This window comes from Streptomyces sp. NPDC104226 (genome assembly GCF_055584085.1).
In genome coordinates this window covers 44,658-63,117 of sequence record NZ_JBVJMS010000013.1, presented here as the reverse complement: position 1 = coordinate 63,117, position 18,460 = coordinate 44,658, and the positions used below count along the sequence as shown (strand labels likewise).

The following is an 18,460-nucleotide window of genomic DNA, read 5'->3' as shown; positions in this document are numbered from 1 at the left end:
GCCCGAGGACTCTCCCGCTTAAGGACTCCGCCATGCCCGCCACCACGCCCGCCACGCCCGGTCCCGTCCTGCCCCGGCTGCGCGCCGACGTCTCGACGGTCCCCGCCTACGTGCCGGGCCGCGCGGCCCGCGACGAGTTCGTCGACAAGCTCTCCTCGAACGAGAACCCGTACCCGCCGCTCCCGTCGGTGATGGCCGCCGTCGAGACCTGGCTGGGCCGCCTCAACCGCTACCCCGACCCCACCGCGGCCGAGCTGGTCGCGGAACTCTCCGAACGCCTCGACGTGCCCGCCGACCACCTGGTGCTGGGCACCGGCTCGGTCGGCATCACCCAGCACCTGGTCGCCGCCGCCGCGGGCCCGGGCGACGAGGTCGTCTTCGCCTGGCGCTCGTTCGAGGCGTACCCGCTGCTGACCTGGGCCGCCGGGGCGACCTCCGTCCAGGTCCCGCTGCGCGACGAGACCCACGACCTGGACGCACTGGCCGACGCGGTCACCGACCGCACCCGCCTGGTCTTCGTCTGCAACCCGAACAACCCCACCGGCACCGCCGTGCGCCGCGCCGAACTGGAACGCTTCCTGGACCGCATCCCCGCCACCACCCTCGTCGTCATCGACGAGGCCTACCGCGAGTTCGTGGACGCCGCGGACATCCCGGACGGCATCGACCTCTACCGGGACCGCCCCAACGTCGCCGTCCTGCGCACCTTCTCCAAGGCCTACGGACTGGCCGCTCTCCGCGTCGGCTACGCGGTGGCCCACCCGCACGTGACGGCCGCCCTGCGCGCCTGCTCCGTCCCCCTCGGCGTCAGCGGCCCGGCCCAGGCCGCCGCCCTGGCCTCCCTGCGCGCCACCGAGGAACTCCGCGAACGCGTGGCCGACCTGGTGGCGGAACGCGAGCGCGTCAGCGCCGGCCTGCGCGCGGAGGGCTACGAAGTCCCCACCAGCCACGCCAACTTCGTCTGGCTGCGGCTGGGCTCGCGCACCTCCTACTTCGCGGACGCCTGCGAGGCCGCCGGCCTGATGGTCCGCCCCTTCGGCGACGAGGGCGTCCGCATCACCATCGGCACCCCGGACGCCAACGACCGCCTCCTGAAAACGGCCTCCCACTGGAACCACTGAGACGAACCCCGTGTCGTGCTCAGCCACAGAAGGCGCGCCCAGCACAGCCCGCAGCCGATATCCGGCGTAGGGGCGCTACTCCGCACCACAGACGGCATCAGCCACTGTGCTGCTTGCCTCCGACGGAAACCCCACCCGACCCGCCACCGGCCGGCCGACCCGCACCGAAGAAGCGAGCACCGGAGCGCAGCGCAGGGCGCAGCCAACCCGTGGAGCCCGCAGACGCCCACCGACATCAGTCGGCTCTTATTGAAAAGAGAGCACTTCCGAAAAACCCCCTCTGACCTGCGAGTTCACGAGCATCGATGTGTCAGCGCTGACACATCGGCAGCCGAAGATGTGTCAGCGGGCAGCACCAAGGGCGGTATTTTCTCCCACCCGACTGGGAGAAAATTACATATGCCCTGGTCAGCCACGTGAAGGCCGCCGACGTACACGAAGAACGTGTCGGCACCGACACTCAAAAGTCATACCGGCTGGGCAAATTTGTCCCAGCCCACTGGGACAACCCGCTAGGCTGCGTGGCTACTTCCCCTTGAGTGAGGACGGGACCCACGCACATGGCGCGCCCCCAGCCCATTCGTCGAGCGTCCGGCTCGCAGCCTCCCCTCGTGCCTGTCTCCGACACCGGCGAGGAGTTCAGGGAGACTCTGACCGAGAAATTCGCGGACCTCATCGGGAAGACCCCGGTGCGAGGCCGACCGGTCCAGCAAGTCGACGTCAGCCTCCGGGTCACCCAGCGGGCCCCGCACGAGATGTACGGGACGGCCGGCTTCAGCGCCGTAAGCAACGAGTTCCTCAGCGAGGTCCTCGCCGTCCTCATTGCTCAGCACGGCATGTCCCCCATCCAGTCCGCCGTCCTGGTCTGGTGCATCGGCAAGCAGAAGGAGGGCTGGGTCAAGGCGACGCACAAGCTGATCGCCGAACGGCTCGGGGTCGAGCGGGCCAACGTCACTCGGGCCGTCAGCCGCTTGGAGGAGTGGCACATGATCCAGAAGGTCCGACCCGGTGTTCTCTTCGTGAATCCCTTGATCGGCTTCATGGGCAACGGAGACCGTCAGCAGGAGATTCTGGTTAAGCTGCGGCAAGGGACCCCGGAGGGCGCGTTTCCCTTGCTCAATGCGCCACCCGCCCCACGAAGCACGCAATTGGAACTCGGTCAGGACCAGGAGGCGGCATGCTGATCCAGGCGACCTTCGGGCACGGAATGCTCCACAAGCTGGAGCTCTCCCGCGGTGCCCAGGACCTTCTGAGCGCGCTGATCGACCTCCAAGAGCCGGGCGGCGAGGTCCGGATGTCCCAGCAGGAGCTCGCGGCGCGTGTGGGCCTCGGCAAGAACGCCGCGTCGACCGCCATGGCCTCACTCGTCGACCGACACCTCGTCCTGCGACCAGAGCACAGCTACCGCACCTACATCCTGCATCCCTACATCGCGGGCTACGAGACCGTCGAGTCCCTCGCGGCCGCGGTACGGGAGGCAGCCCGCAACATCCAGAACGGAACGCTCGGCGAACCGTCGGCCCCCCGCTACCAAGCGGCACCTCCCAAGAGGCAGCACCGAGAACTGCGTGCCGTCAGCGGCGCGTAGAACCGTAGGCATCCACACGCCAAAGAGGCGGCGCACTCCGACGTGTCGTCGGGGTACGCCGCCTTCGCGGGGTGCGGGGTGCGGGAGCGGCCCGCGTCGGCCGCTACTTCGGGTCACTGTTGAACTTCGCGGCCGACCAGAAGTAGCCGAGCACCGCGAGGCCCAGGCACCAGGTGACGGCGATCCACCCGTTGTTACCGATCTCGGTGCCGAGGAGTAGCCCGCGCAGGGTCTCGATGGCCGGGGTGAACGGCTGGTACTCGGCGATGGGGCGGAACCAGCCCGGCATCCCCTCGACCGGCACGAAGGCGCTGGACAGGAGCGGCAGCAGGATCATCGGCATCGCGTTGTTGCTGGCAGCCTCGGCGTTCGGGCTGACGAGGCCCATGCCGACGGCGATCCAGGTGAGCGCCAGGGCGAACAGTACGAGGAGCCCGAACGCCGCCAGCCATTCCAGAGCGGTGGCGTCCGTGGACCGGAAGCCGATGGCCACCGCGACCGCCCCGACGAGGACCAGGCTCATCACGCACTGGATCACGCTGCCGACGACGTGCCCGATGAGCACCGACCCGCGGTGGATCGCCATGGTCCGGAAGCGGGCGATGATGCCCTCGCTCATGTCGGTGGAGACCGATACCGCGGTGCCGATGGTGGTGCTGCCGATGGTCATCAGCAGCAGGCCCGGCACGAGGTAGGCGATGTAGTCGGACCGGTCGCCGCCACCCAGGCCCGCGCTCATCACGTCGCCGAAGATGTAGACGAAGAGCAGCAGGAGCATGATCGGCGTCAGCAGCAGGTTCAGGGTCAAGGACGGGTAGCGGCGCGCGTGCAGCAGGTTGCGGCGCAGCATCGTGGACGAGTCACGGACGGCGAGGGCGAGGGTGCTCATCGGACGTTCTCCTTGGACTGGTTGGGGACACCGGCCGGGCCGGTCAGGGCGAAGAACACGTCATCGAGATCGGGCGTGTGCACGGTCAGCTCGTCCGCCTCGACACCGGCCGCATCCAGCCGCCCGAGGATCGAGCGCAGCGCGCGCTGGCTGCCGTCGCTGGGAATCCGGAGCACAAGCGCCTCGTCGTCCCGAGCGGCCTCGCCGAGCACCGCGGTGGCGGACCGGTAGGCGTGAGGGTCGGAGAACCGCAGGCGTACGTGGCCTCCGGGGATCAGCCGCTTCAACTCCTCCGCAGTGCCCTCGGCAGCGAGCCGGCCGTCGTTCAACACCGCGATCCGATCCGCGAGCTGATCCGCCTCCTCCAGGTACTGCGTCGTCAGGAACACCGTCACCCCACCGGCGACGAGCTCGCGGATGATCTGCCACATGGTGTGGCGGGAGCGCGGGTCCAGGCCCGTGGTCGGCTCGTCGAGGAAGATGATCCGCGGATCGCCGACCAGCGTCATGGCGATGTCGAGCCGGCGCTTCATCCCGCCCGAGTAGGTCGAAGCCGGCTTCTTCGCCGCCTCCACCAGATCGAACCGCTCGAGGAGTTCGGCCGCGACCCGCCGCCCCTCCCGCTTGGACAGGTGGTGCAGGTCCGCCATCAGGAGCATGTTCTCCTCGCCGGTGATCAGCCCGTCCACGGCCGAGAACTGCCCCGTGACCCCGATCGCCGCGCGGGCCGCCCGCGGGTCGGCGGCCAGGTCGTGGCCGCCGACCCGGATCTCGCCGGAGGCGGGATCCGGGGAGACGAGGGTGGAGAGGATCTTCACGGCGGTGGTCTTGCCCGCGCCGTTCGGGCCGAGCAGGGAGAAGACCGTCCCTTCGGGGACGGCGAGGTCGATGCCGTCGAGGACGGTCTTGTCGCCGTAGGACTTGCGCAGCCCGTTCGCCGTGATGGCCCAGCTGGTCATGAGGGGTGCTCCTTTACGGATGTCAGAGGCTGCGGACGGTGATGTCGCCGTAGGCGGTGGTCGCGTGGATGTCGAGGCGGCCAGCCGCGTCGTCGGTGGTGCGCAGGGCGTTGTGGATCCGGCCGTGGGCGGCGCCGGCGTCGAGGGTGGCGCTGACCCCGCGGGCGGCGCCGACCGAGATCTCGCCGTACTCGGTGCGCAGTTCGACCGTGCCGCGCAGGGCCTCGGCGATGCGCAGGTCGCCCTTCTGGGTGCTGATCCGGGCCGGCCCGCCCAGGCGGCCGACCGAGACGTCGCCGGCCGCGAGGGTCAGGTGGGTGCTCGCGGCCTCGTCGAGCTTGACCGAGCCGCGGGCGCCCTCGAAGACGACGTCACCGAGGCGTCCGACGCCCCGCAGTTCGGCGTCGGCCGCCTTCGCCTCGACGCGGGATCCGACGGGCAGCTGGACGGTGACCTCGATGGCACCGGAGGCGCCCAGGAGCTGGTTCTTCGCCGGGGCCGAGATCCGCAGGACCCCGTCGGCGTACTCGACCGAGGTCTGCTCGGCCGCCTTCACGTCACGGCCCTTCGAGGCGTCGGCGGGCCGGACCTCGACCGCGGTGTCGGTGCGGTCCGCGGCGATGAAGCGGATGCTGCCGGCGGGGATGTCCAGCACGGCGGAGATCGGGGTGGCGGTGGCGAACTTCTGCATGATTCTCTCCTGCGACTCGTTGTTTCCGATGAACGAAAAGCTACGTTGCTTTCCACATCTCGACAAGTAACTCATCGCGGGAAGATCAGATAATTGCAGGTCAGACCCATCAAATCGTTGCGAAGGCTTGGGATTGAATGCAACGATCGAAGTGCAAGCGTTGCAATGGACTAGAAGTGAAAGCTACAGACCCGCGCGTCGCCGCCCCGACCCGAGGAAAAGAATCTTTCCGGGACCGATGAGTTTCCCCGGGACCCGCGGTCTTAGATCATGAAAGGCGCGCCGCAGCAGCCACGGAAGTGGCCGCGGGGGGCGTCGAACGGACCCGCCGAGAGCCAGCCAGCCAGCCAGCCACGAGATTCCGAGGACCCACGATGCGCACCCTGATCAGCTCCGCTTTCATCTCCCTCGACGGCGTCGTGGAGGCCCCCGGCGGCGAGCCCGGGTACCGGAACTCGGGCTGGACCTTCAAGGACGTCGAGTTCCTGCCCGAGGCGTTCGAGATCAAGGGCCGGGAGCAGAAGGAGGCCTCGGCGATACTGCTGGGCCGGACCAGCTACGAGGCGTTCAGCCCCGTGTGGCCCGCCATGGAGGACTTCGCCGACTACAAGGAGATGCCGAAGTACGTCGTCTCCACCACTCTCGCCGAGGACGACCTGGTGTCGAACTGGGGGGACACGACGATCCTGCGCACCCTCGACGAGGTCGCCGCCCTGAAGGAGACCGAGGGCGGCCCGATCATCGTCCACGGCAGCGCCGCCCTGAACCGGGCGCTCTCCGACGCCGGCCTGATCGACCGTTACCACCTGCTCGTCTTCCCGCTGCTGCTCGGCGCGGGCAAGCGGCTCTTCAGCGCCACGGACAAGGACGCGCAGAAGCTGAAGCTCGTCGAGCACGCGGCCTACGCCAACGGCCTGCAGCTGAACGTCTTCGACGTCGTCCGCTGACCGGGGCGCGAGCACGGCACACACACGCAGACATGCGCAGACACGCGAACGGCGCCCCCGCCGACAGGGCGGGGGCGCCGTTCGCTCGAAGGTACCTGTGCCTCAGCGGAACAGCCGGCTCAGCTCCTCGTGGAACCCGGGGAAGGTCTTGGCCACGCAGGCCGGGTCGTCGAGGGTGATCCCGGCGGCGCGCAGGCCCAGTACCGAGAAGGACATCGCGATGCGGTGGTCCCGGTGGCAGTCGACCGTCGCAGGGACGGGGACGCCCGGGTGGACGGTGATGCGGTCGGGGCCCTCTTCGACCCGGATGCCCAGCGCGCGGAGGTTCCCCGCGACGGCGGCGATGCGGTCGGACTCCTTCAGCCGGGCGTGCGCGATGTCCGTGATGGTGATCGGGGCGTCCGCGAGCGGGGCGATCGCGGCCATGGTCATGAAGGTGTCCGAGATATCGCCCATGTCGACGCTGAATCCGCCGCGCAGCACTCCGGTACCCGCACCCGTGCCCGAACCCGCACCACCCGCACCCGTGACCTCGGTCCACTCCGCGGTCCTGGTGACCCGGGCCCCGGCGCGCCGCAGCACCTCCACGAACGCGGTGTCGCCCTGCAGGCTGCCGGAGCCCAGGGAACGGACCCGTACGGTACGCCCGGTGACGGCCGCCGCCGCGAAGAAGTACGAGGCGGTCGAGGCGTCCGGCTCGATGTCGAGGTCGGCGGGCCGGTAGCCGCCCGGGTGGACGGTGATCGTGCTGCCCTCCTCCTCGACCCGGGCGCCGAAGTGCCGCATCAGGGACAGGGTCATGTCCACGTACGGACGGCTGACCAGCCGCGGCACGTCCACCGTGAGCGGTCCGCCCATCAGCGGCGCGGCCATCAGCAGCCCGGAGAGGTACTGGCTGCTGAGCCCGGAATCCAGCTCGATGCGGCCGCCGGCCAGTCCCCGCGCGGTGAGGGTGAAGGGCAGGCCCGTGCCGCGCACCTTCGTCCCGAGCCGGGTGAGCGCATCCAGCAGCGGACGCAGCGGGCGCGCCCGCAACTGGTCGGAGCCGTCGAAGGCGATCTCCCCGAGCCCGGTCGCCGCGAACGGCGGCAGGAAGCGCGCCGCGGTGCCGGCGTCGGCGCACCAGACCCGGCCGGGGCCGACCGGTCCGGTGCCGCGGCCGCTGACCTCCCAGACCTCGCCGGCGCCGTCGCCGTAGCCCGAGCCGTCCCCGTAGCCGTAGCCGCTGTCACCGATGTCGCGCACCCCGGTGCCCAGGTCCGTCAGCGCGGCCCGGAAGGCGAGGGTGTCGTCGCTGACCAGGGGTGCGGCGAGGCGGCTGCGACCGGGGGCGGCGGCCGCGAGGAGCAGCGCCCGGTTGGTGATGCTCTTGGATCCGGGTATCCGCGCTTCCAGTACGGGAGCCGTCACGCCGCTCATCGTACGGAGCCTCTGCGCAGGGCCCGCTGGAAGCTCGCGCGGGCCGCCGCGGCGACCTTCGGCGCCGTCAGGCCGTGGAGTTCGTACAGGGACTGGTACGGGGCGGAGGCGCCGAAGGAGTCGATGCCCAGCGAGGTGCCGGCCGCGCCGACCAGGGCGTACCAGCCGAGGCTGGAGCCCGCCTCGACGGAGACCCGGGCGGCCACCTCGGCGGGGAGCACCTCCTCGCGGTAGGCCTCCTCCTGGGCTTGGAACCACTCCAGGCAGGGCATGGACACGACGCGGGTGGGGAGGCCCCCGTCCTGCAGGATGCGGCGGGCCTCGAGCGCGATGGGCACCTCGCTGCCGGTGGCGATGAGGATGACGTCGGGGCGGCCGCCGGCGGCTTCGGCCAGTACGTACCCGCCGCGCGCGGCGCCTTCGGCGGGGGACAGCCCGCTCTCCTCGGTGCGCTCCAGGACGGGGAGGTTCTGGCGGGACAGGCACAGGCCGGCCGGGCGGTCGTCGTTCTCCAGGATCGTGCGCCAGGCGACGGCGGTCTCGTTGGCATCGGCCGGCCGGACCACGTCCAGACCCGGGATGGCGCGCAGGGACCAGAGGTGCTCGATCGGCTGGTGGGTGGGTCCGTCCTCGCCGAGCCCGATGGAGTCGTGGGTCCAGACGTAGGTGACGGGCAGCTTCATCATGGCCGCGAGGCGGACCGCGGGGCGCATGTAGTCGGAGAAGACCAGGAACGTACCGCCGTAAGGGCGGGTCCCGCCGTGCAGCGCGATCCCGTTGAGGATCGCACCCATGGCATGCTCACGGATCCCGAAGTGCAGCGTCCGCCCGTACCGGTGACCGGAGTACGCCTCCGTCGCCAACTCCTCCGGAATGAAGGACGGTTCACCCTTCATGGTCGTGAGGTTCGACTCCGCGAGGTCGGCAGAACCGCCCCACAGCTCCGGCAGCACGGAAGCCAGCGCGTTCAGCACTTCGCCGGAGGCCTTCCGCGTGGCGACCTGGCCGCCCGCGGGGAAGACCGGCAGGTTCTCCTGCCAGCCCTCGGGCAGCCGGCGCTCGGAGAGGCGGTCGAAGAGCTCGGCGCGCTCGGGGTTGAGGGCGCGCCAGTCGGCGAGGGTCTTGTCCCACTGGCGGTGGGCTTCGGCGCCGCGGTCGGCGACCCGGCGGGCGTGGTCCAGCACCTCGGCGGGGACCTGGAAGGAGAGCGAGGGGTCGAGGCCCATCGCGGCCTTGGCGGCGGCGGCTTCCTCGGCTCCGAGGGCGGATCCGTGGATGCCGCCGGTGTTGCGCTTCTTCGGCGCGGGCCAGCCGATGATCGTGCGCAGCGATACGAGGGAGGGCCGGTCGGTGGTCTCCCGGGCGGTGGTGAGCGCCCGGTGCAGGGCCTCGACGTCCTCCCGGTACTCGCCGGTGGCCGTCCAGTCGACCTCCTGTACGTGCCAGCCGTACGCCCGGTAGCGGGCGAGGGTGTCCTCGGAGTGCGCGATCTGCCGGTCGTCCTCGATGGAGATCCGGTTCTCGTCGTAGAGGACCACCAGATTCCCGAGCTTCTGGTGCCCGGCCAGCGAGCTGGCCTCGTGCGCCACGCCCTCCTCCAGGTCGCCCTCGGAGGCGATCGCCCACACCGTGTGGTCGAAGGGGGACGTGCCGGGGGCGGCCTCCGGGTCGAACAGGCCGCGCTCACGACGCGCCGCCATCGCCATCCCCACCGCGTTCGCGAGGCCCTGGCCCAGCGGGCCCGTGGTGGTCTCGACACCCGGCGTGTGCCCGTACTCGGGATGCGCCGGCGTCAGACTGCCCTCGGTGCGCAGCCCCTTGAGGTCGTCGAGGGTGAGCCCGTAACCCGACAGGTACAGCTGCGTGTACAGCGTCAGGCTCGCATGACCGCAGGACAGCACGAACCGGTCGCGCCCCGCCCAGCCCGGATCCTGCGGATCGTGCCGCAACAACCGCTGGAACAGCAGGTACGCGGCCGGCGCCAGACTCATGGCCGTACCGGGGTGACCGTGCCCGGCCGCCTCGACGGCGTCCACGGCCAGGGCGCGGGCGACCTCGACGGCCCGGCGGTCGGCGTCCCCCCAGAGCAGGGCGGGCGCGGTGCCCTGCGGGGCGGTGGCGACGGTCATCTCGGGCCTTCCTGTTCGGGAGAGTGGGGAGAGTCGGGAGAGCTGGGGGGTGTGGCGAGTACGAGTGCCATGGCCGGTCCGGGCGCCCAGGCCCGCAAGGGTGCTCCGGCCCGGGCGGGGAGCGCTGCGCCCAGCAGGACCGGGACCGCGACGGCGTTCCCGTGACGGGCCGGGAACCCCGCCCGGGAACGGGCGGCGACAAGCGGCGGCTGCGGGGAGGGGAGCTGCAGCAGGGCGTCCGTTTCGGCGTGGGCGCGGCGGGTCGCGCGGGCGCGGGCGTAGCGGACTCCGGGCCGGTTCACCGGGCGAGCCGTTCGTAGGCGGCCCGGAGCAGGTCCTCGTCCGGGGCGCTGAACAGGGCGGGACGGCCGATGGCGTCGAGCACGACGAACCGCAGCCGGTTGCCCCGGGTCTTCTTGTCGATGCCCATCGCGTCGCGCAGCGGGGCCCAGGCTCCGCCGTGGGTGGTGGGCAGGCCGGCTGCGGCGAGCAGGGTCCGGTGGCGCTGGGTGTCGGCGGCGGACAGCCGGCCGTCGAGCCGGGCGAGTTCGGCGGCGAAGACCATGCCGGCGGCCACCGCCTCGCCGTGCCGGACGCGGTAGCCGGCGACCCGCTCGATGGCGTGGCCCAGGGTGTGGCCGTAGTTGAGGTGCTCGCGGCGGCCGTCCTCCCGGAAGTCCTCGGTGACCACCTCCGCCTTGACGCGGACGGCGCGCTCGACGAGCTCCCGGGTGTGGACGGTCCCGGCGGGGTCGTCCTCGACCAGGCGCAGGATCTCCGGGTCGGCGATGAACCCGGCTTTGATGACTTCGGCGAGGCCGCTGACGTAGTCGGCGCGCGGCAGGGTGTCGAGCAGGTCCAGGTCGCAGAGCACCCCGGCGGGCGGGTGGAAGGCGCCGACGAGGTTCTTGCCCTGGGGCAGGTTGACGGCGGTCTTCCCGCCGATGGCGGCGTCGACCATGCCGAGCAGGGTGGTCGGCACCAGGACCAGCCGTACGCCGCGCAGCCAGCCGGCGGCGGCGAACCCGGCGAGGTCGGTGGTGGCGCCGCCGCCGACGGCGACGACGGCGTCGGAGCGGGTGAAGCCGGCGTCGGCGAGGGCCCGCCACAGGCCCACCACCACGGTCATGTCCTTGGCGGCTTCGCCCTCGGGCACTTCGAGGGAGACCACGATGCGTCCCTCGTCGGTGAGCTCCCGGGCGATCCGCCGGGCGGTCGGCAGCAGTGTGCGGGAGTGCACGACGGCCACCCGCAGCGGTTCGGCGCCCAGTACGCGGCCGGTCTCGCCGGTCAGCCCGTGCCCCACGACGGCCTCGTAGGGCCGTTCACCGCCGATCCGGATCCGGGTGCTCCCCGTCAGGACCGACTCGTTCAGGACCGACTCGTTCAGCACCGGCGTGCTCAGCGTCGGGGCGCTCATCGGACGGCCAGGTGGTCGAGGTAGCCGCGGTGGTTGCGGGCGGTCTCGGCGAGGGAGTCCCCGCCGAACTTCTCCAGCGCGGCGTGCGCGAGGACCAGCGCCGTCATCGCCTCGGCCACGACGGCCGCGGCGGGCACCGCGCAGACGTCGGAGCGCTGGTGGTGGGCGACGGCCGGCTCTCCGGTGGCGACGTCCACGGTGGCCAGGGCGCGCGGCACGGTGGCGATGGGCTTCATGGCGGCCCGCACCCGCAGCGGTTCGCCGGTGGTCATCCCGCCTTCGACTCCGCCGGAGCGGGCGGTGCGGCGGCGGACGGCCCCCTCCTCGTCCCGCTCGATCTCGTCGTGGGCGAGGGAGCCGGGGACCGTGGCGAGGCCGAAGCCGTCGCCGAACTCGACGCCCTTGATGGCCTGGATGCCCATGAGGGCGGCCGCGAGCCGGGAGTCGATGCGCCGGTCGCCGTGGACGTAGCTGCCCAGGCCCGGCGGAAGTCCGTACGCGAGCACCTCGACGACTCCGCCGAGGGTGTCGCCGTTCTGGTGGGCCCGGTCGACCTCGGCGACCATCGCGGCGGAGGCCTCCGGGTCCAGGCAGCGCACCGGGTCGGCGTCGACGCGCTCGGTGTCGTCCGGCCCCGGCACCACGCCCCCGGGGGCGGTGGCCGCGCCGAGGGAGACGACGTGGCTGACGATGGTGATCCCGTACGCCTGCCGGAGGAAGGCCCGGGCGACCTCGCCGACGGCGACGCGGGCGGCGGTCTCGCGGGCGCTGGCCCGCTCCAGGACGGGGCGGGCGTCGTCGAACCCGTACTTCTGCATTCCGGCGAGGTCGGCGTGGCCGGGGCGGGGGCGCGAGAGCGGGGCGTTGCGCGCCCGGCCGGCCAGCACCTCCGGGTCCACGCCGTCGGCGGACATCACCGTCTCCCACTTGGGCCATTCGGTGTTGCCGACCTGGATCGACACCGGTCCGCCCTGGGTGAGGCCGTGGCGGACGCCGCCCAGGAAGGTCACCTCGTCCTGCTCGAAGGCCATCCGGGCGCCCCGGCCGTAACCGAGGCGGCGGCGGGCGAGGGAGTCGGCGACCTCCTTGGTGGAGATCTCCACCCCGGCGGGCAGGCCTTCGAGCACGGCGGTGAGGGCGGGGCCGTGCGATTCGCCCGCGGTGAGCCATCGCAAAGTACTCAAGGGTGATCCTCTGTCCTGCGGCGTGGTGGGCCGGCGTGGTGGGCGGTCGGATCCGGCCGGTGGGGCGGCCGGATCCCCCTGGGAAGGTGACGGAAGGGCCCTACGGGGATCCGCGGGCGCGGGGTCAGACGCCGACGGCCACCGGCGGAGCCTCGATCGGCCCCATCCGCTGGACCCGCCAGCCGGCGCTCATCAGGCCCTGGGCCATGGTGACGGCGGTCCCGCGGGCGACCATCAGCTCGACCAGGCCGCTCTCGTCGCCGGGCGAGTGGTCGATGGTCATGTCCTCGATGTTGACGCCGAGTTCGGCGGCGTTCGCCAGGAGCCGGGCCAGTTCGCCGGGCTGGTCCCCGATCAGGACGCGGACCGGCGCGCAGGCGGGCACCGGGTGCCCGTGCTTGCCGGGGATGCGGTCGCGGCCGCTGAGGCCGCGGCCGAGGAGGTCGGCCAGGAGCGTGGTGCCCTGGGCGCGTTCGTCGGCGTCGTCGGTGGCGAGGCCCCGCAGGGCGGCCACGGTGACCTGGAGGTCCTCGGCGAGTTCGGTCAGCACGTCGGCGACGGCGGTGGCGTTGGACTCCAGGATGTCGCTCCACAGCCGGGGGTCGCCCCCGGCGATCCGCGTCACGTCGCGCAGCCCCTGCCCGGCCAGCCGGCAGGCGTCCTCCGGGAGGTGCTGGAGGCGGGCGGCCATCAGCGAGGCCACGACGTGCGGGGTGTGGGAGACGCGGGCCACGGCCCGGTCGTGGACGTCGCTGTCCATCACCACGGGCACCGCCCCGCACAGGGAGACCATCATGAGCGCCATGTTGAGCGCGTCGCGGCTGGTGTGGGCCGTGGGTGTCAGTACCCAGGAGCGGCCTTCGAAGAGGGTGGCGCAGGCGGCGAGCGGGCCGGAGCGCTCCCGGCCGGCCATGGGGTGTCCGCCGATGAAGCTGACGGGGTCGGCGCCGGCGGCGAGGATCCCGATCTCCGGCTCGGTCTTGACGCTGGCGACGTCGGTGTACGAGCGGGCGAGGCCCAGCCTCTGCTGGGCGGCGAGCACATGGCCGACCTGGGCCGGCGGGACGGCCAGTACGGCCAGGTCCACGGTGGTGTTCGGGGCGCCGACGGTGCCGGCGCCGAGCGAGGCGGCGGTGCGGGCGGCCGACTCGTTCTCGTCCATGAGGTGGACGGCGACCCCGCGACGGGACAGGGCCAGTGCGAGGGAGGTTCCGATGAGGCCCGTGCCCACCACCGCGGCGGAGCGGATCATCTGGAATCCCCGGCGGTGACCAGGTCCCGGCGCAGGGCGGCGGCGCCGCCCAGGTAGACGTGCTTGATCTCGCGCTTGGACAGCTCCGTCTCGGCGTACGCGAGGATCCGCACGACCCGGGGAAGGGACCCGGCGATGTCCAGTTCCTGTGCGCACATCATCGGCACGTCGGTCACGCCCAGATCGCGGGCGGCGACCGCCGGGAATTCACTGACCAGGTCGGGGGTCGCCGTGAAGAACAGGCTGACCAGTTCCTCCTGGTCGAGCCCGTTGGCGGCGAGCATCTCCTGGAACAGCGTTCGGACCCCGTCCAGCAGGTGGCCCCGCTCGTCGACTTCCAGCTGGATGGCACCGCGCAGGGCACGCACGGACATGGGTTTCTCCCTTTTGCTTCAGGACGGGACGGCGGTCGGCCGCTCGGGATCAGGCGGCGGCCGGTACGTCTTCGCGGCGGGCCGGACCGGCCGCCTGGCGGTCGCGGTACAGCTCGGCGACCCGGAAGGCCAGGTCGAGCGACTGCTTGCGGTTCAGGCGCGGGTCGCACGCGGATTCGTAGCGCTGCCCGAGGTCGGTGAGCCGGACCTCGGCGCCGCCGCCGACGCATTCGGTGACGTCGTCGCCGGTCAGCTCGATGTGGATGCCGCCGGGGTGGGTGCCGAGCGCGCGGTGGACCTCGAAGAAGCCGGTGACCTCGTCGAGCACGTCGTCGAAGTGCCGGGTCTTGTGGCCGCTGGGCGCCTCGAAGGTGTTGCCGTGCATCGGGTCGCTGATCCACGCGGGGCGGGCGCCTTCGGCGGTGACCTTGCCGATGAGCTCGGGGAGGATCTCTCGGATGTTGCGGGCGCCCATCCGGGTGATGAAGGTGAGACGGCCGGGCTCGCGCTCCGGGTCCAGCTTGTCGATGAGGCGCAGCGCCTCGTCGGCGGAGGTCGTGGGGCCGAGCTTGACTCCGATGGGGTTGCGCACCGTGGAGGCGAACTCGACGTGGGCGCCGTCCAGTTGACGGGTCCGCTCGCCGATCCAGATCATGTGGCCGGAGACGTCGTACAGCCGGCCGGTACGGGCGTCGACGCGGGTCAGCGCGGCCTCGTAGTCCAGGAGCAGTGCCTCGTGGCTGGCGAAGATCTCGGAGGAGTGGACGGCGGCCGGGTCGGCGCCGCAGGCGGCGAGGAAGGTGAGCGCGTCGTCGATGTCCCCGGCGAGGCGCTCGTAGCGCTCGCCGACCGGGGAGGCGGCGACGAAGTCGCGGTTCCACTCGTGGACCTGGCGCAGGTCGGCGTAGCCGCCGGTGGTGAAGGCCCGTACGAGGTTCAGGGTGGCGGCGGAGGAGTGGTACATCCGCTTGAGGCGCTCGGGGTCCGGGGTGCGGGACTCCGGGGTGAAGGCGAGCCCGTTGACGGAGTCACCGCGGTAGACGGGCAGTTCGACGCCGTCGCGGATCTCGGTGTTGTTGGAGCGGGGCTTGGAGTACTGCCCGGCGATCCGGCCGATCTTCACCACGGGCACGGAGCTCGCGTAGGTGAGGACGGCGGCCATCTGGAGCAGGGTGCGCACCTTGTCGCGGACCTGGTCGGAGCTGACGGCGTCGAAGGTCTCGGCGCAGTCCCCGCCCTGGAGGACGAAGGCCTCGCCCCGGGCGACGGCGGCGAGCCGGTCGCGCAGCCGGTCGCACTCGCCGGCGAACACCAGGGGCGGGTAGGAGGAGAGGTCGTCGAGCGCGGAGCGCAGGGCGACGGGATCGGGGTAGGACGGCTGCTGGGCGGCGGGCAGCAGCCGCCAGGAGTCGACGGCCGTGGCGTGCGTGGCGAGGGTCATGGTGGCTGTGCCTCGATCGGTTTCGGTGGGAAAGGGAAGAGGTGTGGGCCTGTCGCCGCCCGGGATGGCGGCCCCGGGTACCGGGGGCCCGTACGGTGGTGCGGCCGTACGGGCCCCCGGGTGGTCAATCCGTTGCGGGAGCCTGTCTCGCCCGGGGCCTAGACCGGCTCGTGGACCTCGGAGGTCCGGGCCGGGGCGGGCTGGGCCTCGGGCTCCGGGGCTCCGGCTTCCTCGCCGGTGGCCGCGCGGTGGCCCTTGGTGAGGCTGTAGAAGAGCAGACCGCCGACGCCGAGGACGGCGATGACGATGCCCATCGGCACCGCGCTGTCCTCACCGGCGAGGCCGACGAGCGGGACCACGGCCGCGCCGATCAGGTGCTGGGACAGGCCCAGCAGCGCGGCGGCCGACCCGGCCACGTCGCCGTGGTCCTGGAGGGCCAGTGCGAAGGAGTTCGGCAGGACGAGGCCGACGCTGGAGACGACCAGGAAGAGCGCGACGAGCAGCGGGGCCAGACCGGCGTCGGTGAGGACGACGGCGAGCAGTCCGAGACCGCCGACCGCGGAGACGGTCAGACCGGTGGCGAGCAGGGCGCGCGGGCCGGTCTTGTGCACGATGCGGCCGCTGACCTGCGCGGCGATGACCAGGCCGAGGGCGTTGACGCCGAAGACGACGCTGTAGGCCTGCGGGGACATGCCGTGGATGGCCTGGAGCACGAAGGTCGAGCCGGAGATGTACGCGAACATCGCGGCGAAGGCGAAGCCGCAGGCCAGGTTGTAGCCGACGAACACCCGGTCGGAGAGCAGCCGGCGGAAGATCGGGCCGGTGGCCTTGAGGCCGCCGCTCACGCGCCGTTCGGCGGGGTGCGTCTCCGGAAGGGCTCCGGCGACGCCGAAGAGCATCAGGGCACCGATGATGGCGAGGGCGATGAAGATGCCCTTCCACGAGGTGACGAGCATCAGCTGGCCGCCGAGGACGGGGGCCAGGATCGGCGCGATGCCGGTGATGAGCATCAGCATCGCGAAGAACCGGGCCGCGGCGGGCCCGGTGTGCCGGTCGCGCACGACCGCGGAGGCGATGACGATGCCGGTGGCGCCGCCGAGGCCCTGGAGGGCGCGCAGTCCGACCAGCGTCCAGATGTTGGGGGCGAAGGCGCACAGCAGGGCGGTGACGGCGAACAGCGCCAGACCGGCGATGAGCGGACGGCGGCGGCCGAGCGCGTCACTGACGGGTCCGGCGATGAGCTGGCCGATGCCGAGGCCGAGCAGGCAGGCGGTGAGGCTGAGCTGAGCCGCCGAGGCGCTCGTGCTCAGGTCCTCGGCGATCTGCGGGAGGCCCGGCATGTAGGCGTCGTTGGCCAGCGGGCCGAGGGCGGTGAGTGCACCGAGGATGATGGCGAACCGGACGATGCCGGCGCTCTTCGGTGTGGCGGATGCAGTCATGTTTTCTGATCCCCTCCGGGGGACGCGGAATCAGTAGCGAATCAGTAGGCGACGGTGATGCGGGCCTGGATCGCGTCGCCGCGCTCCAGTTCGTCCGCGAAGGCGACCGCGTAGTCCGCGATGCTGATCTGGCTCTTGCCTTCGGCGTCCACCAGGAGCTGCTCACCTCCGACGCGATAGGTCCCGGTGCGCGGACCGGGCTCGATCTGGGCGGCCGGGGAGATGAACGTCCAGTCCAGGGAGGTGGACTGGCGGTAGAGGCCGAGCGCCTCGCTCTGGGCGAGTGCGTTCTGCTTCCACATGGCCGGGAAGTTCGGGTTGTCGATGACCTTGACGCCCGGGGAGACCTCCAGGCTGCCGGCGCCGCCGAGGACCACGACGCGGCGTACGCCGCTGCGGGTGAGGCCCTCGATGAGCGCGTTGGCGGCACCGACGATGATCTTGTGGTCGTCGTCGACGCCGAGCTTGGGGCCGACGGCCGAGGCGACGGCGTCGTAGCCCGCCGCGGACAGTTCGGCCACGGTGTCCGCGTTGGTGGCGTCACCCGCGATCACCTTCAGGCCTTCGTGGCCGGTGCCCGCGATCTCGCCGGTGCGGGTCACGCCGGTGACGGCGTGGCCGCGGGAGAGCAGTTCACCGGCGATGGCGCTGCCGATGTGTCCGCTGGCTCCGAAAAGCAGGATGTTCATGGTGGTGCCTCTTCTTCCTCGGTGAACCTTCGGGGGTGGTACCGGACGAGGAGACGTTCCGCGGGCTAGTCCTCTTCGAGGAAGTCGGGCTGCTCGCGGATGATCTCGTCCCAGAGCAGCTGGAAGCTGAACCAGCCCAGCTGCTCGTTGCCGAAGCCGTCCCCAGCGGCGACGGCCTGCTCATGGGTGAAGCTCTTGGGCGTGCCCGCCGCCCGGGCGAGCAGCTGCACCTGGGCGCAGCTGTCGTAGGTGAAGAACCAGTGCACGGCCTCGTCGAGCGATCCGCCGACGGTTATCAGGCCGTGGTGGCGCAGCAGGATCGCGCGGTTGTCGCCGAGCTTCTCCGCGATGTCGCGGCCGAGTTCGGCGGAGACCGAGGGGCCCTCGTACTCCTCGTAGAGGACCTGGCGGTTGTAGAACGCCGCCGATTCCTGGTCGATGGGGTCCAGCAGGCGGCCCAGGGCGCCCAGCGCGCGGGAGTGCGCGGTGTGGCCGTGGGCGGCCGCCGTGGCACCCGGCTGCATCTCGTGGATGGCCGAGTGGATGACGAAGGCACTGGGGTTGACCCGGTGCTTGCCCTCCACGACGTTGCCCGCCGAGTCCACGCAGATGAGGTCGGCGACGCGGACCAGGTTGAAGGAGACGCCGAAGGGGTTCACCCAGAACCGGTCCTCGTGTTCCGGGTCGCGGACCGAGATGTGGCCCGAGATGCCCTCACCGAAGCCGTACTTGCCGAACAGCCGCAGCGCGGCGGCGAGCCGCTGCTTGCGGTGGCGGCGCGTCTCCTCGTGGGTGGCGAAGACCGGCTCGCTGGGAATCGGCAGGCCGGTGTGCGTGTCCGCCAGGTAGGCGGGCCGGTCGGTCTCGGTGACGCTCATGCTCGGGGGTCCTCATCTCCGGAATCTCCGGGTCGTCTTC

At 71.7% G+C, this 18,460-nt stretch carries 17 protein-coding genes; 4 read left to right on the top strand and 13 right to left on the bottom strand.

Annotated features, from left to right (window positions below):
* Positions 1-32 precede the first annotated feature (32 nt).
* The 3 genes from hisC to ACZ60J_RS33615 all read left to right on the top strand — a co-directional run bounded on the left by hisC (position 33) and on the right by ACZ60J_RS33615 (position 2,709).
* The gene (gene hisC, locus ACZ60J_RS33625; protein WP_469687775.1) at positions 33-1,121 is read left to right on the top strand and encodes a histidinol-phosphate transaminase; all 1,089 of its coding nucleotides are present in this window, start codon (positions 33-35) and stop codon (positions 1,119-1,121) included.
* A 611-nt stretch (positions 1,122-1,732) separates the two neighbouring features.
* Positions 1,733-2,305: a replication/maintenance protein RepL gene (locus ACZ60J_RS33620; RefSeq protein ID WP_469687773.1), complete on the top strand. Its 573-nt coding sequence runs from the start codon at positions 1,733-1,735 to the stop codon at positions 2,303-2,305.
* The gene (locus ACZ60J_RS33615) at positions 2,299-2,709 is read left to right on the top strand and encodes a hypothetical protein (RefSeq protein WP_469687772.1); all 411 of its coding nucleotides are present in this window, start codon (positions 2,299-2,301) and stop codon (positions 2,707-2,709) included. Before ACZ60J_RS33620 ends, ACZ60J_RS33615 begins: the two co-directional genes overlap by 7 nt.
* A gap of 103 nt (positions 2,710-2,812) precedes the next feature.
* On the opposite strand, the gene ACZ60J_RS33610 is transcribed toward ACZ60J_RS33615, so the two are convergent.
* From ACZ60J_RS33610 to ACZ60J_RS33600, 3 genes are read right to left on the bottom strand one after another with little or no spacing between them, the layout of a single operon-like run.
* The gene (locus ACZ60J_RS33610; RefSeq protein WP_469687770.1) at positions 2,813-3,598 is read right to left on the bottom strand and encodes an ABC transporter permease; all 786 of its coding nucleotides are present in this window, start codon (positions 3,596-3,598) and stop codon (positions 2,813-2,815) included.
* Positions 3,595-4,557, bottom strand: coding sequence for an ATP-binding cassette domain-containing protein (locus tag ACZ60J_RS33605; protein WP_469687768.1), 963 nt, complete (start codon positions 4,555-4,557; stop codon positions 3,595-3,597). Before ACZ60J_RS33605 ends, ACZ60J_RS33610 begins: the two co-directional genes overlap by 4 nt.
* Positions 4,558-4,579: 22 nt before the next feature.
* Positions 4,580-5,248: a DUF4097 family beta strand repeat-containing protein gene (locus ACZ60J_RS33600; protein ID WP_469687766.1), complete on the bottom strand. Its 669-nt coding sequence runs from the start codon at positions 5,246-5,248 to the stop codon at positions 4,580-4,582.
* Positions 5,249-5,622: 374 nt separating this feature from the next.
* On the opposite strand from ACZ60J_RS33600, the gene ACZ60J_RS33595 reads away from it, so the two are divergent.
* Positions 5,623-6,195 carry a dihydrofolate reductase family protein gene (locus tag ACZ60J_RS33595; protein ID WP_469687764.1) on the top strand — a complete coding sequence of 191 codons (573 nt, stop codon included), beginning with the start codon at positions 5,623-5,625 and terminating at the stop codon, positions 6,193-6,195.
* A 102-nt stretch (positions 6,196-6,297) separates the two neighbouring features.
* Here the strand turns inward: ACZ60J_RS33595 and aroA are convergent, their stop codons facing one another.
* The 10 genes from aroA to ACZ60J_RS33545 all read right to left on the bottom strand — a co-directional run bounded on the left by aroA (position 6,298) and on the right by ACZ60J_RS33545 (position 18,420).
* The gene (gene aroA / locus ACZ60J_RS33590; RefSeq protein ID WP_469687763.1) at positions 6,298-7,614 is read right to left on the bottom strand and encodes a 3-phosphoshikimate 1-carboxyvinyltransferase; all 1,317 of its coding nucleotides are present in this window, start codon (positions 7,612-7,614) and stop codon (positions 6,298-6,300) included.
* On the bottom strand, positions 7,611-9,743 hold the full coding sequence (gene tkt / locus ACZ60J_RS33585) for a transketolase (protein WP_469687761.1): 2,133 nt from the start codon (positions 9,741-9,743) through the stop codon (positions 7,611-7,613). The genes aroA and tkt overlap by 4 nt, the downstream gene beginning before the upstream one ends.
* A 298-nt stretch (positions 9,744-10,041) precedes the next feature.
* On the bottom strand, positions 10,042-11,163 hold the full coding sequence (gene aroB / locus ACZ60J_RS33580) for a 3-dehydroquinate synthase (protein ID WP_469687760.1): 1,122 nt from the start codon (positions 11,161-11,163) through the stop codon (positions 10,042-10,044).
* A complete protein-coding gene (gene aroC / locus ACZ60J_RS33575; RefSeq protein WP_469687759.1) occupies positions 11,160-12,347 on the bottom strand; it encodes a chorismate synthase in 1,188 nt (395 codons plus the stop codon). Before aroC ends, aroB begins: the two co-directional genes overlap by 4 nt.
* A 124-nt stretch (positions 12,348-12,471) precedes the next feature.
* The gene (locus ACZ60J_RS33570) at positions 12,472-13,596 is read right to left on the bottom strand and encodes a prephenate dehydrogenase (RefSeq protein ID WP_469688072.1); all 1,125 of its coding nucleotides are present in this window, start codon (positions 13,594-13,596) and stop codon (positions 12,472-12,474) included.
* Complete coding sequence (aroH, locus tag ACZ60J_RS33565; RefSeq protein WP_422519766.1) at positions 13,596-13,973, bottom strand: chorismate mutase; 378 nt, start codon at positions 13,971-13,973, stop codon at positions 13,596-13,598. The genes ACZ60J_RS33570 and aroH overlap by 1 nt, the downstream gene beginning before the upstream one ends.
* Before the next feature lie 49 nt (positions 13,974-14,022).
* Positions 14,023-15,414, bottom strand: a complete 1,392-nt coding sequence (locus ACZ60J_RS33560) for a class II 3-deoxy-7-phosphoheptulonate synthase (protein WP_469687756.1) — start codon at positions 15,412-15,414, stop codon at positions 14,023-14,025.
* Positions 15,415-15,572: 158 nt separating this feature from the next.
* Positions 15,573-16,853 (bottom strand): multidrug effflux MFS transporter, encoded by a 1,281-nt coding sequence (locus tag ACZ60J_RS33555; protein ID WP_469687754.1) that lies wholly within the window; start codon positions 16,851-16,853, stop codon positions 15,573-15,575.
* Between the two features lie 41 nt (positions 16,854-16,894).
* Complete coding sequence (locus ACZ60J_RS33550; protein WP_469687752.1) at positions 16,895-17,542, bottom strand: NAD(P)-dependent oxidoreductase; 648 nt, start codon at positions 17,540-17,542, stop codon at positions 16,895-16,897.
* Positions 17,543-17,607: 65 nt separating this feature from the next.
* Positions 17,608-18,420: a class II aldolase/adducin family protein gene (locus tag ACZ60J_RS33545; RefSeq protein WP_214948962.1), complete on the bottom strand. Its 813-nt coding sequence runs from the start codon at positions 18,418-18,420 to the stop codon at positions 17,608-17,610.
* Positions 18,421-18,460 lie beyond the last annotated feature (40 nt).